Source organism: uncultured Corynebacterium sp. (assembly GCF_902489365.1).
GTDB lineage: Bacteria > Actinomycetota > Actinomycetes > Mycobacteriales > Mycobacteriaceae > Corynebacterium.
The window spans coordinates 1-12,347 of sequence record NZ_CABTZR010000063.1; the positions used below are offsets into that span (position 1 = coordinate 1).

Here is a 12,347-nt window from a genome sequence, read left to right on the forward strand (position 1 = left end):
ACCGGGGAATCGCGGTTGGCCCAGATGAGGCGGCGGGAGAGGGTGAGGATCTGGGGGACGTCGACAAGCGCTACCGGCGTTGCTGGGTGGACACCCGCCAGGAAACAGATCTCGGCGCGGTATTCGTTGCCCAAACCCGCCACGTTGCGCTGGTCCAAGAGCGCGGCGCCGATGCTGCGTTCAGGGCGGGACTCTATGCGGCGCACGGCCTCCTCAAAGCCTCCTTCCTCCCATTCTGGAGCGAGAATGTCCGGTCCCAGGTGCGCCATGCGCTGCTCGAATTCGCACGTGGGAAACACTCCCACGTGCCCCAGCCAATGCCCCACCAGCTCAATATCGCGCGGGGTATTCTCCATCTGCAGCACCACGCGCGCGCTGTGGCCGGGCTTGCGCCAGCGGTCACCGGCGTAGTGGATGGCCCACGTGCCCTCCATCTTGAGGTGCGTATGCAGGATCAGCTCGCCGCCGAAGTCCATGAAGAGGTGCTTACCATAGGGCCAGACTTCCTCGCACACCAGCCCGTCGAAGCGCACGGTGGCATAGCGCGGCACGCGCAGGGAGGAATGGGTTACGCGCCGGCCCTCCATAAACTGCAGCCGGTTCGACAGCTGCAGTACGGAATCACCCTCTGGCACAGTAGAACCTCCTCACCGAACGGGTGCCTACTCTACCGGCGCATCCTTTCCCGCACCGAATGCCAGCGCGCCCGGCTCCCACGGGGTGACCACGTGCTGGCGGGAAAGGTCTTCGATCTTCTTCACGCCGAGCAGCTGCAGGGTGTTTTTAAACTCCTCCGCCAACAGCTCAATGACGCGGTCCACACCTTCCTTGCCGCCGGCCATCAACCCGTAGAGGTAGGCGCGGCCGATGAGGACGAAGTCCGCGCCGAGTGCCAGCGCAATGGCGATGTCGACGCCGGACATGATGCCGGAATCGTAGATGATCTCCACGTCCGGGCCCACCTCCGCGCGCACGGCCTCCAGTGCTTGGAGGGTGTTGACCACGCGGTCGAGCTGGCGCCCGCCGTGGGAGGACACCACGATGCCATCCGCGCCGAGGCCGATGACCTTGCGTGCGTCCTCGGGGTTGACGATTCCCTTGACGAAGAGCTTGCCCGTCCACTGCTTGCGAATCCACGCCAGGTCCTCGAAGTTGAGGCCCGGATCAAACATGGTGTTGACCAGCTCGCCCAGGGTGCCGGTGGTCGAGGTCAACGACGCGAAGGTGACCGGGTCCGTGGTGAGGAAGTTGAACCACCACTCGGGGCGCCACGCGGCGTCGAAAACGGTGCCCGCGGTCAGGCGCGGCGGGATCCGCATTCCGTTGCGGGTATCGCGCAAACGATGGCCGGCCACGGGCGTGTCCACGGTAACCACGAGGGTGTCGTAGCCGTTGGCGGCAGCACGCTCGATGAGCTCCTGGCAGGCGGAGTGGTCCTTCCATAGGTAGAGCTGGAACCAGCGGCGGCCGCTAGTGCCTTGCGACGCCGCGACCTCCTCGACCGAGCGCGTGCCCATCGTGGAGAGCGTGAACGGGATTCCGGCATCGCGGGCGGCTTGGGAACCGGCGTCCTCACCTTCGGCATGCATGAAGCGGGTAAAGCCGGTCGGCGCGATGCCGAAGGGCAATGCTGCTGGCTCGCCGGCGATCTCGGTGCTCAAGGAAATGTCGTGCGCACCGTTGAGCACGTTGGGCATCAGGCGCACGTCGCGGAAGAAATCGCGGGACTCACGGTAGCTGACCTCGTCGTGGGCGGCCCCGTCGACGTAGTCGAAGGCGGCCTTGGGTGTGCGGCGCTTGGCTATCTTGCGCAGGTCCCACACATCAGCGGCCTCTGCCAGGCGGGCTGCCCGGCGGTCGAGGTTGGGTGCTTCGAACCGCATGAGGTTCTTCAGCTCGGACACGTTAGGCAATTGGCGCTTCAACCGCATGGCGGCACGACTCCTTTTCTATAGGTCTATCAACGTCTGAGGGTAGACCTAGGAAATGCGCGAAGCCGAAAAGCTGCGGAATAAGATTCAGCGGCGTGGGCGGCGCGGGCGGAAGCCGCCGGGACTGCCAGAGGGAGGCTCATGAGGGTCCGCGAGGTTCTCGGGATCATCGAAGGAGAGCTCCTCTATTGCGTCCACGGCGCGGCGCCCACCGCGACGTGCGGGACGATAAGGCTCGGTAGAACGCGCGGCTTCTCCAGACTGGCCGTGCTGTCCTGTACGACCGGAGGAAGCAGAGTGGGCAGAGCCGGTAATGCGCACGCCCTTCGGGGTTAGCGCCGCTCCTAAGCCGCGCAGTTCACCGGCGAGTTCTGATTCGAAGATGGGCCGGCCGTTCGCCTTCTCAATGACGAGCTTGCTCAAACGCCCAGAAGCCACGAGTTCGTTGAAGCCGAGGAGAATCGCAGACAACACCTCGGCGCGCTCGATTCCCTCAGGAAGAGCGTTAAAGAATGTGGTCAGTGTCTTCCCGCCGCGGGTCAGGTGAGCTACGGGCAGGCCGTCCATGAGTACGACGAGTGCGCCGGCAGCACGGGTAGGCCGGGCGGAGTCGGGGCCGTCGCTCGGCGGCCAGGACAGGGCCGCACCGTAGGGGTTCGCTGGGTCTGTGGCAGCAAGGACATAGGTCTGCGGCTCGCGGGTTCCGGAGGGCCAGCCCGTGACATCGGGGGAATCATCCACGCCGCGCAGGCGGTCGATGACCGCAGGCGTGGAGAACTGCGCGGCGCCCAAACCCTCAATAACGTAGCCGCGCATGGCCTTGCCGGATTCCTCAAAACCGGAGAGCACCTTATACGCCAGGGCGAAACCACCCAGGACGTCCTCGGCCACCGCTGACCCGCGGGTAAGCACGCCATAGCGGTCTAGCCAGGCCTCGCCGTGGGCAATGGAGCGCGACGTTGCATCCGTGGCGGCGGGAACGGAGAGCGACCAGCGCCCCACCACGTCTGGTGCGACCTGCGCACCAGACACATTGTGTGCTTGCGCAAAAGAGGTGCGCCCCATGCGCAGACGCGAGCGCGCTGGCCGACGCCGCGCGCGATGCGCCGTACGACCGGCGCGCCCACCTGCTGCCAGGTGGGCCCGGATAGGAGCGAAGGAATCGGGGCTGACCAGACCTGCTTCCACCAGGCCCCAGAGCGCCTCCCGGACCTCCTCGGGCGTGCCGCTGAGCTGCGGTTGGATATCGGAGAGGAGGTAGCTGCCGCCGCCCTGTACAGCCTCCAGCAGCTGGGTCTGCAGCATGGACACGCCCGCTTTTTCCGCGGAGACCTGCGGGGCGAGCTGTGCGGCATAGTCCGCCGGCAGCAGCATGATCCACGGGTCATTGGATCCGGCCTTGCCGGCGCCGAGGATGAGGACCTCGCCGCTGGCGGTGAGCTCATCGAGCATCGTCGGCGAATAATCCCCTACACGCGCAGGCAAAATGAGGCTCTCCCAGGCAGAAGCCGGCAGGCGCACGCCGGCCAGCTGCTCGATGACCGCAAAGACGCCATCCACCCCGCGCAGCACCGGGCGCCGGCCCACGGCCGCCACCTGCTGCCAGTCTGGGAGGAAGCGCCCAAAAGCCGCGGGCGAAACCGGCTGCGTGGCCGCCCGCGCGGCTGCCAGCGAGCGCGAGCGGATGACCTTGAGTACGTCTGCCGCGCAGTACTCCTGCTCCTCCACCCCTTGCCGGTAGTGCCCCGCCAGGATGGAATCCAGCCCCTTCAGCGTCGAGTGCGCCACCGCGGCCGAGAGGCCAAAGGCGTCCTGCACATCGCGCGCCACAAACGGACCGCGCGTGCGCGCCCAGCGGCTGACCAGCTGATCGACGGCATCGGTAATCGTGGCCTGCTGGGCGGGGATGCCGGGCGGGACGGGGATGCCGAGGCCGTCGCGAAGCAGCGGCGCATCGAGCGCTTGCGCCACGTGCTCGCGACCGTTGATGCGCACCCGCATAATGCGCGCACCGAGCGCATCGAGTGCGCTCAATGGCACCGTGGCATGCGCGCCGAACTCCTCGACCGGAATGGGGCCGAGCACGCGCAGCAGGTCCGCGACCTCCTCGGTGGTGCGCGCCTGACGTTCCGGAGTGGTGCGCTGCAGCTGGGCGTGGACCTCGGCGATGATGGAGCCGTCGAGAAGCTCGCGCAGCTCCACCGTGCCCAACAGCTTCGCCAACAGCGCCGGGTCCAGTGCCAGGGCCGCCGCGCGTTTTTCCGCCAGCGGCGAGTCCCCCTCATACATGAAGGCGCCGGTGTAGTTGAACAGCAGCGAGGACGCAAAGGGCGAGGGCTGTTCCGTGGTGACCTCCGCGATGCGAATGCGGCGGTGCGCCAGCTCCCGCATGACCTCCGTCAGCGCCGGCAGATCGTAGACATCCTGCACACACTCGCGCACGGTCTCCAAGATGATGGGGAAAGAAGGGTAGTTGCGGGCGACGTCGAGAAGCTGCTCCGCGCGCTGGCGCTGCTGCCACAAGGGCGCGCGCTTGCCCGGGTTGCGCCGCGGCAGCAGGAGAGCTCGCGCCGCGCATTCCCGGAAACGTGAGGCAAAGAGCGCGGAGTTGCCCACCTGTTCGGTGACGATGTCCGCGATCTCATCGGCGTCGAAAAGAAAGAGCGCGGCATCCGGGTCCGCCTCGCCCTGCGGCAGGCGCAGCACGATGCCGTCATCGCCCGCCACCGCCTGGGCATCCATCCCGGTGCGCTCCGCCACGCGCTGTCCCACCGCCAGCGCCCACGCCGCATTCACCGGCCGGCCAAACGGGGTGTGCAACAGCACGCGCCAATCCCCCAACTCGTCCGTGAAGCGCTCCAGTAGCAACGTTTTCTCATCCGGGATGAGCCCAGTGGCCTCGTTCTGTTCCTGCAGGTAGGCGGAGATATTACGCCGCGCGTTCTCGTCAGCGTCGCGCACGATAGACGCATCCGCGTGCGCCTCACGCCGGAATGCGCCCAGCGCCTTGCCTAACTCATAGGGCCGCCCAGCTTGGTCACCGTTCCAGAAGGGCAAACGCCCCGTATGCCCCGGCGCGGGTGTCACCAGCACCTGGTCGCGCGTGATCTCCTCCACGCGCCAGCTTGTCGCACCGAGGGTGAAGATATCCCCCACCCGGGTTTCATAAACCATTTCCTCATCGAGCTCGCCCACGCGGCGCGGCGATTTCTCCTCACCGCCCACGAGGAAGACCCCAAACATGCCGCGGTCCGGGATGGTGCCGCCGTTGGTTACCGCCACTCGCTGCGCGCCGGGGCGCGGGGTGAGCACGCCCGTCACGCGGTCATAAACCACCCGCGGTTTCAGCTCCGCAAAATCCGTCGAAGGATACACACCACTGACCAAGTCCAGCACGGAGTCGAAGACCTCGCGCGCCAAATCCCTATAGGGCCAGGCGCGGCGCACGGTGTCGTACCAACTATCGGCCTCGAGTCCCTCACTCGTGCCCGCGCTTGCCGACGCCACCACCGCCGCCACCGTCTGCTGTGCCAAGACATCCAACGGGTTGCGCGGGGAGTGCATCTCCTCGATGAGGCCCTCCTCCATGCGGGCGACGGTGAGAGCTGATTGCACGAGGTCCGCGCGGTGCTTGGGATAGAAGGAACCGTGCGAGACCGCTCCCACCGAGTGCCCGGCGCGGCCCACGCGCTGCAGGCCGGAGGCCACCGAGGGCGGGGATTCCACCTGCACCACCAGTTCCACTGCACCCATGTCGATGCCCAACTCCAGGGAGCTCGTGGCCACCACGGCCTTGAGCGTGCCTTCCTTGAGCATCGTCTCCGTCAGCGCGCGCTCATCCTTGGACACCGAACCGTGGTGCGCCCGGGCGATCACAGCAGGTGCCTTACCTGCGACGTCAACCTGCTTCATCAGCTGGGCCGGGTCGCGCCGGGTGGCTGGGCTTAAGGATTCTGGATCGTGCTCCTGGGCATAGAGCTCATTAAGCCGGCTAGTAAGCCGCTCGGCGGTGCGACGGGAATTAACGAAGACGAGCGTGGAGCGGTGCTCCATGATTTCGGCGTAGAGCTCTTCCTCGATGAAAGGCCAGATGGATTTCGCCGTGGGCAGGGCGGAGTCTCCTGCCGCGCTTTGTACGCGCAACGCGTCTTGAGGGCCTTCGGTGATGCCCAGGGGGTCGTCGACAGTCGCCTCCCCGATGGGGGATCCCTGCTCCGGGGTGGGCAGGTCCGACATGTCCTCGACCGGCACGTGGACGTCGAGCTGCCAGCGCTTCTTCGCGGGCGGGGCGATGATGTCCACGGGACGGTCGCCGCCCAAGAAGTTCGCGACAGCACTCAGCGGCCGCACCGTGGCGGAGAGCCCAATGCGCTGAAACTCCCCGGCGATGAGCGCGAGGCGTTCCAAAGTCAGGGCCAGGTGCACGCCGCGCTTGGTGCCGGCCAGGGCGTGGATCTCATCGATGATGACGGTATCCACGGTCTTCAGAATGCCCGCAGCCTTGGAAGTGAGCATGAGGTAGGCCGATTCCGGCGTGGTGATGAGGATGTCCGGGGGCTTGCGCACTTGACGGGCACGCTCGGCTTGCGGGGTATCGCCGGAGCGGACTCCCACAGTGATATCCGGCACGTCGAGACCTAGGCGCTCAGCGGTGCGGGCGATGCCGTTGAGTGGGGCGCGCAGGTTATTCTCCACGTCCACGCCCAGTGCTTTGAGCGGGGAAATGTAGAGAACCCGTACGCCATCGTGGGCACCTTCACGGGCTGGGTCATTACTCAGTGGCAGCGCGGTCTGGCCTTCGCGCTCCACCAAAGAATTCAGCGCCCACAAAAATGCCGCGAGCGTCTTACCGGAGCCGGTCGGCGCCACGACGAGGGCATTCGCACCACCGGAAATCGCCTCCCACGCCTGCTCCTGGACCGGGGTGGGGGCGGCGAATACGTCGGCGAACCAGCCAGCAACCTGCGGGCGGAACTTCGCCAGAACGTTTTTGAACATGCCCTACTGTATCGCGCGCGCTAATCTGGTCACTATGACCGTTGAGATTTCTGATTCCCGTCTAACTAACTCCCTTGCCGATGGCTGCGGCGAGATCCTCAAAGGCGTGCGCAACGGTGGCCTGCTGCGCGGCTTGGCGCTGGGTGATGCCGGCGATGAAGCCGCTCAGGAATGGATCGCCCGCGTCCTCGAGCAGCACCGCCCACAGGACGGTGTCCTGTCTGAGGAGGCCTCCGATGACTTGAGCCGCCTGAAGAAGGAGCGCGTGTGGATCATCGATCCGCTCGACGGCACCAAGGAGTTCGCCACCGGCCGTCAGGACTGGGCGGTCCACATTGCGCTCGTCGAAAACGGCACCCCCATCCACGCCGCAGTAGGTATGCCGGATCTCGGCGTTACTTTTAAGTCTTCCGATGTGCGTGCGGTGACCGGCCCGCTATCGAAGAAAATCGTGGTTTCCCGTAACCGCCCGCCGAAGGTGGCGGACTACATCGCTGAGAAGATGGACTACGAGACCGTGGGCGTCGGCTCCGCGGGTGCCAAGGCCATGCACGTACTCCTCGGTGACTATGACGGTTACATTCATGCTGGCGGTCAGTACGAGTGGGATCAGGCTGCTCCGGTCGGCGTTGCTTTGGCTGCGGGCCTGCACTGCTCCCGCCTTGACGGTTCTCCCATCACATTCAACAACGAGGACACCTTTATCCCCGACCTGCTGGTCTGCCGCCCCGAGCTGGCTGATGACATCCTCGAACACGCCGCCGCCTACGCGGAGGCCAACGGCGGGTACTAGGTTTCTTGTGCGGCGTTCCCCTCCTACGCAGCGCCGCTAAATCAAAGTCCCAACTCGTCTGCAAGACGAGAAACCATTCGAGCATGAAACTCGTGGTAGTCATTTAGTGTGTCTTTGCCTAGGTAACCGAAAACCTCGGCATTAATCACGCCAATTATCTGTATCCACGCCTCAAGCGCCTTTTCCATGACGTCAGCGGGAAGTTCCACATCAAGCTCATCAGATGCCGCCGCAAGGTCTTGCGAGAGCTGAGAGGAACGCGGTTCTAACTCTTTAACCGAGGTCTCAGTTAACAAAACGGCTAGACGCCGACTAACTTTTGTACCCGCACCCGTTGTTTCTGAGGCGGGCGCTTCGTATCCAATGATGGGCGTGCCGTAAATAAGCGCCCACCTTTGAGGAAATTTCAAAGCCCACATTCTCATAGCGGCAACAAGGCTCACGAATTTAGCTCGCGTCCCAGTGGCCGCACCCACTCCTTGGGCAACGGCGCCATCGAGCGCTTCAAACGCATCGACAATCAGCATCGTTAATAGGTGGGCCCTGTCGGGCACATAGCGGTAGATACCCGAAGAAACTATCCCCAAATCACGAGCAATTGCACGCAGATTCAAGGCTTCTGGGCCACCTGCATCAAGCTGCTTTCGTCCGAGCTCAACAATGCGCGACATCGTCTCTTCGCGAGCACGCGCTCTTGGTGTCATCGACATATGAAAACTATATCAACACAAAAGAGAGCACTGCTCTTGACGGTAGCCGAGTGCAACTATAACCTTAGAGAGCACCAGTCACTAATAAGAGTGGAGGACACTCAATGCACTTTCTCATCACCGGCGCGGGCCCCGTTGGCCGTGCACTATCACGTGAACTCGCAAAAAGAGGGCACACATGCACAATCATGACGCGGCGACAGCCCCAATTCGCCACCAGTGAAAACGTTGATTTCAAGAAGGGCGACGCAACACACAGTGACGCCTACCCCGACCAGATCGACGGCATTGCCCACTGCATCCACGCCCCATATGACGCACAAAAGTGGCGCGACCTACTCATTCCAGCTGAAGAAACCGTGCTGAAGGTAGCCACCCAACGGGGCATCCCCGTCGTCTTTCCCGAATCGATGTATGGGTTCGACCAGACTTACGAGGTGATTTCGCCTGATACTCCCCTCACCCGATCTCGCAATGGAAAACCCGGTGTTCGAGCGACCCTAATCGAGAACCGCTTAGCCTCCCCCTCGCGCACTACCTCAGTAATCGCGGCCGATCTGTACGGACCAGATGCCGGCCCCGGATGCGTTTACCATCAGCTCATCATTGGGAAGAAGCGTCCCCTTGCTCTTTTTAACGCACACGCTAAACACTCGGTCACGTATCTTCCAGACTTTGCACGAGCGTTGGCAGACGCACTTTTAGGTGATTCAACACCCCCAATAATTTCCACACCTTGCGCTCCCGCTCTGACTCAAGCTGAGTTTGCTCGACGTGCCGGATGCCAACACTCCCCCATCACTATTCACTCATGGATGCTAAAAGTAGCTGGCGTTGCCAGCACGGACCTCCGAGGACTGAAAGAAATGAGATACCTGTGGGACCGTCCCTCAATTCTTACCGGCGCCACGTCCTCATGGCAGGCGACCCCAACCGACGAAGCTCTAGAGGCTATTTATCAAGCCCAGCTATCGAAATAACAAATCTCATCACCGGTACCCCTACCGCTCTACCTAAGATTTCTCCAACGTTCTACACTTGGACATCATGAGTGACACTCCCACCGCTTCTTCAGCCCTCACAACACCATATGAGGATCTTCTCCGCCGCGTCCTCGAAGAAGGCACACCCAAAGGCGACCGCACTGGCACCGGTACCCGTTCCCTGTTCGGCGCCCAGCTGCGCTACGACCTGGCGGAGTCCTTTCCGCTGCTCACCACCAAGAAGGTTTATTTCCACGGCGTGATTGGTGAGCTGCTGTGGTTCCTGCGCGGCGAGTCCAACGTGAAGTGGCTGCAGGAGAACAAGGTCCGCATCTGGAACGAGTGGGCTGATGAGAACGGTGAGCTGGGCCCCGTCTACGGCGTGCAATGGCGCTCCTGGCCCACGCCGGATGGCCAGCACATCGACCAGATTCAGGTCGCGCTCGATACCTTGAAAAACAACCCGGATTCGCGCCGCAACCTGGTCTCCGCGTGGAACGTCTCTGAGCTTGACAAGATGGCGCTCATGCCCTGCCATCTGCTTTTCCAGCTCTACGTCGCTGACGGCACACTCTCCATGCAGGTCTACCAGCGCTCAGCCGACATGTTCCTCGGTGTTCCCTTCAATCTGGCTTCCTATGCCGCGCTAACCCACATGTTTGCCCAGCAAGCAGGCTTGGACGTAGGCGAGCTCATTTGGACCGGCGGCGATTGCCACATCTACAACGACCATATTGAGCAGGTCAAGGAACAACTCTCCCGCGAGCCCCGAGAGTATCCACAGCTCAAGCTCCACAAGGCAGAGAGCATCTTTGACTACGACTTCGAGGATTTCGAGGTCATCGGCTACGACCCCCACCCCACCATCAAGGCGCAGGTGTCCGTCTAATGCTGGGCGCAATCTGGGCCCAGTCCCTCGACGGCATCATTGGCGACGGTGCCGTCATGCCCTGGCATGTGCCGGAGGACCTCAAGCACTTCAAGGACGTCACCATGGGCGCACCTGTCATCATGGGCCGCAAGACGTGGGAATCCCTCAACCCCAAGTTCCGCCCGCTGCCAGGCCGAGAGAACATCGTGCTGTCCAGCCATGAACCCGGCGAATGGTCTGCGGGTGCCACCGTGGTGGATAGCCTCGACGCCGCGCTTGATGCTGCGCCTGGCGATGCCTGGATCATCGGCGGCGGCCAACTCTACAACTCCGCCCTCGACCGCGTGGACCGAATCGAGGTGACCCTCATGGGTGTGCAGGTCGGCGATGCCTACGGCGACGATGCCGTGCATGCCCCCTCCGTGCCGGAGGAGTTCAGTCTTTCTGCCGATAGCGACTGGCTGACCTCACAGTCCGGACACCTCACCATCCCCGGGCAGCCGCCGAGCGAGCTGCCGATGAAATACCGATTCCTTACCTACGACCGAAAGGCTGCTGCTTAATGGCTACTACCCCGGAAACTACCGAACACGTCACCATCTTCTACGCCGACTGGTGCCCGTTCTGCCAACGCCTGATTTCCGCCCTCAATCGCACTGAGACTCCGCACGCGCTCGTCGACGCCGAAGCGGAAGGCACCGAAGATATCAACGCTTGGATCGAGTCCGTCAACGACGGCAACCGCATCGTGCCCACCGTCCTCTACTCCGACGGCACCCACGCCACCAATCCCGCTGCTAGCGAAGTCCGCGCCAAGTACGCGGAGCTGGCTGGCGAATAAGCCCCCGCAGCCAGCGCGACCAAAGGCCACGCGTTTACCGCCGCCCTAAGCAGGGCTGCTAGTCTTACCTAGGTGCGCAACGCACCCCCTGCCCCAGTAGCTCAGGGGATAGAGCACGGCTCTCCTAAAGCCGGTGTCGGAGGTTCGAATCCTCTCTGGGGCACTCTCTGGGGCACTCTCTGGGGCACTCTGTGAAATCTCGAGACATCGTTCCGGTCGGTGTCTCGAGACTTCACACTTTGCCCGAAGATCGTGTTGCAGAGGTGGCCAAGCTGCGTCGTGAAAACTAAGAGCTTCGAGGCACCAATGAGTTGCTGAAAGCAGCTTCGGCTTTCGCGTCAGAACTCGACCCACAACGCTAAAAAATGATCCGATTCATTGATGAGTATCCGAATCGATTCTCACTCAAGTTAATGTGTGCGACGTTGAAGAACAATCGCAAAGGTCGCTTTCATTACCTCGCTTGGTTACCGCCAATCCAAAGCTCGTGGCATGAGTGCCCGCAGACTTCATGACGCTGCTTTTCTTGAGCACCTTCGCCACACTCACGCTGATACCAATGGTGTGCGGAAGATCCGGAACGCGCTTGTCCGTGAAGGAATCGCTATCGACCGAGAGCAGACTGCTAGATTGCTGCGTGCGGCCGGACTGTCTGGCAAAGGCAAAGGCGGGGCACCTGTAACCACCTGCAAACCCAAGGGGCCGGACATACGCCCAGCTCTAGTTGGTCGAGAGTTCAAAGCCGCTGGGCCTAACCGGCTGAGGGAGCCAGACATTACCATCAGAGACCTGCGGCCGGAAATGCGACTAGAATTCGCTACCCGCTAAGGCATCCAACCGCTGCTCATTTCAAATCAGACGCCATTCATTGGCTTATGTTCTCGGAGGCAAGCCGCGCGTAAACGAGGGTGTCGGTCCATTCACCCTTGCTAAACCAGTCCTGGACGTGATGCGCTTCGAGCCGGAGCCCAACGCGGTTAGCAAGTGCTGCCGAGGCACTATTGCGGGCATCCATCTGTGCGGTAATGCGGTGGAGATGGTAATGGTCAAACCCGAGGGCAAGTACCGCGCGAACGGCTTCACTAGCGAATCCTTGCCCACCGTGTGCCGGGTTCAGAACCCACCCGATCTCGCCCTGGCGGTGCTCCTTATCTGTGAGCCACAGTGCGACGTCTCCGATCGGGGTGCCGTCATACTCGATGACTAGTGCAAGCGCACCA

10 protein-coding genes and 1 tRNA gene are annotated in these 12,347 nt (G+C 62.8%); 6 read left to right on the top strand and 5 right to left on the bottom strand.

Translation table 11 applies throughout. From position 1 onward, the window contains the following. The 3 genes from RDN59_RS09245 to RDN59_RS09255 all read right to left on the bottom strand — a co-directional run. Positions 1-635, bottom strand: a 635-nt coding sequence (locus RDN59_RS09245; RefSeq protein WP_308607584.1) for a DNA-formamidopyrimidine glycosylase family protein, incomplete at its 3' end; no start/stop codon positions are given. A 27-nt stretch (positions 636-662) separates the two neighbouring features. Continuing rightward, the gene (locus RDN59_RS09250; RefSeq protein ID WP_308607585.1) at positions 663-1,931 is read right to left on the bottom strand and encodes an alpha-hydroxy acid oxidase; all 1,269 of its coding nucleotides are present in this window, start codon (positions 1,929-1,931) and stop codon (positions 663-665) included. Between the two features lie 87 nt (positions 1,932-2,018). Continuing rightward, positions 2,019-6,929, bottom strand: a complete 4,911-nt coding sequence (locus RDN59_RS09255; protein WP_308607586.1) for a DEAD/DEAH box helicase — start codon at positions 6,927-6,929, stop codon at positions 2,019-2,021. A gap of 34 nt (positions 6,930-6,963) precedes the next feature. On the opposite strand from RDN59_RS09255, the gene RDN59_RS09260 reads away from it, so the two are divergent. Further along, positions 6,964-7,722: an inositol monophosphatase family protein gene (locus RDN59_RS09260; protein WP_308607587.1), complete on the top strand. Its 759-nt coding sequence runs from the start codon at positions 6,964-6,966 to the stop codon at positions 7,720-7,722. Between the two features lie 41 nt (positions 7,723-7,763). On the opposite strand, the gene RDN59_RS09265 is transcribed toward RDN59_RS09260, so the two are convergent. Continuing rightward, the gene (locus RDN59_RS09265) at positions 7,764-8,432 is read right to left on the bottom strand and encodes a TetR/AcrR family transcriptional regulator (protein ID WP_308607588.1); all 669 of its coding nucleotides are present in this window, start codon (positions 8,430-8,432) and stop codon (positions 7,764-7,766) included. Between the two features lie 104 nt (positions 8,433-8,536). Between RDN59_RS09265 and RDN59_RS09270 the strand changes: the two genes are divergently transcribed. The 5 genes from RDN59_RS09270 (at position 8,537) to RDN59_RS09290 (ending at position 11,290) form a co-directional block, all read left to right on the top strand. Next, the gene (locus RDN59_RS09270) at positions 8,537-9,412 is read left to right on the top strand and encodes an NAD-dependent epimerase/dehydratase family protein (protein ID WP_070672437.1); all 876 of its coding nucleotides are present in this window, start codon (positions 8,537-8,539) and stop codon (positions 9,410-9,412) included. Between the two features lie 67 nt (positions 9,413-9,479). Beyond that, positions 9,480-10,304, top strand: coding sequence for a thymidylate synthase (locus RDN59_RS09275; RefSeq protein ID WP_308607589.1), 825 nt, complete (start codon positions 9,480-9,482; stop codon positions 10,302-10,304). Continuing rightward, positions 10,304-10,849 (top strand): dihydrofolate reductase, encoded by a 546-nt coding sequence (locus tag RDN59_RS09280; protein ID WP_308607590.1) that lies wholly within the window; start codon positions 10,304-10,306, stop codon positions 10,847-10,849. The genes RDN59_RS09275 and RDN59_RS09280 overlap by 1 nt, the downstream gene beginning before the upstream one ends. Continuing rightward, complete coding sequence (locus RDN59_RS09285) at positions 10,849-11,127, top strand: glutaredoxin domain-containing protein (RefSeq protein ID WP_308607591.1); 279 nt, start codon at positions 10,849-10,851, stop codon at positions 11,125-11,127. The genes RDN59_RS09280 and RDN59_RS09285 overlap by 1 nt, the downstream gene beginning before the upstream one ends. Positions 11,128-11,217: 90 nt before the next feature. After that, positions 11,218-11,290: transfer RNA gene (locus RDN59_RS09290), tRNA-Arg, on the top strand. A gap of 702 nt (positions 11,291-11,992) precedes the next feature. Here RDN59_RS09290 and RDN59_RS09295 read toward each other — a convergent pair. Then, the coding region (locus RDN59_RS09295) for a GNAT family protein (RefSeq protein WP_308607592.1) at positions 11,993-12,347 on the bottom strand (355 nt) is incomplete at its 5' end.

What these genes read in the sequence shown, in the direction of transcription:
- RDN59_RS09250 (WP_308607585.1), bottom strand. Translation starts at nt 1,931, where the DNA reads ATGCGGTTGAAGCGCCAATTGCCTAACGTGTCCGAGCTGAAGAACCTC.
- RDN59_RS09255 (WP_308607586.1), bottom strand. Translation starts at nt 6,929, where the DNA reads ATGTTCAAAAACGTTCTGGCGAAGTTCCGCCCGCAGGTTGCTGGCTGG.
- RDN59_RS09260 (WP_308607587.1), top strand. Translation starts at nt 6,964, where the DNA reads ATGACCGTTGAGATTTCTGATTCCCGTCTAACTAACTCCCTTGCCGAT.
- RDN59_RS09265 (WP_308607588.1), bottom strand. Translation starts at nt 8,432, where the DNA reads ATGTCGATGACACCAAGAGCGCGTGCTCGCGAAGAGACGATGTCGCGC.
- RDN59_RS09270 (WP_070672437.1), top strand. Translation starts at nt 8,537, where the DNA reads ATGCACTTTCTCATCACCGGCGCGGGCCCCGTTGGCCGTGCACTATCA.
- RDN59_RS09275 (WP_308607589.1), top strand. Translation starts at nt 9,480, where the DNA reads ATGAGTGACACTCCCACCGCTTCTTCAGCCCTCACAACACCATATGAG.
- RDN59_RS09280 (WP_308607590.1), top strand. Translation starts at nt 10,304, where the DNA reads ATGCTGGGCGCAATCTGGGCCCAGTCCCTCGACGGCATCATTGGCGAC.
- RDN59_RS09285 (WP_308607591.1), top strand. Translation starts at nt 10,849, where the DNA reads ATGGCTACTACCCCGGAAACTACCGAACACGTCACCATCTTCTACGCC.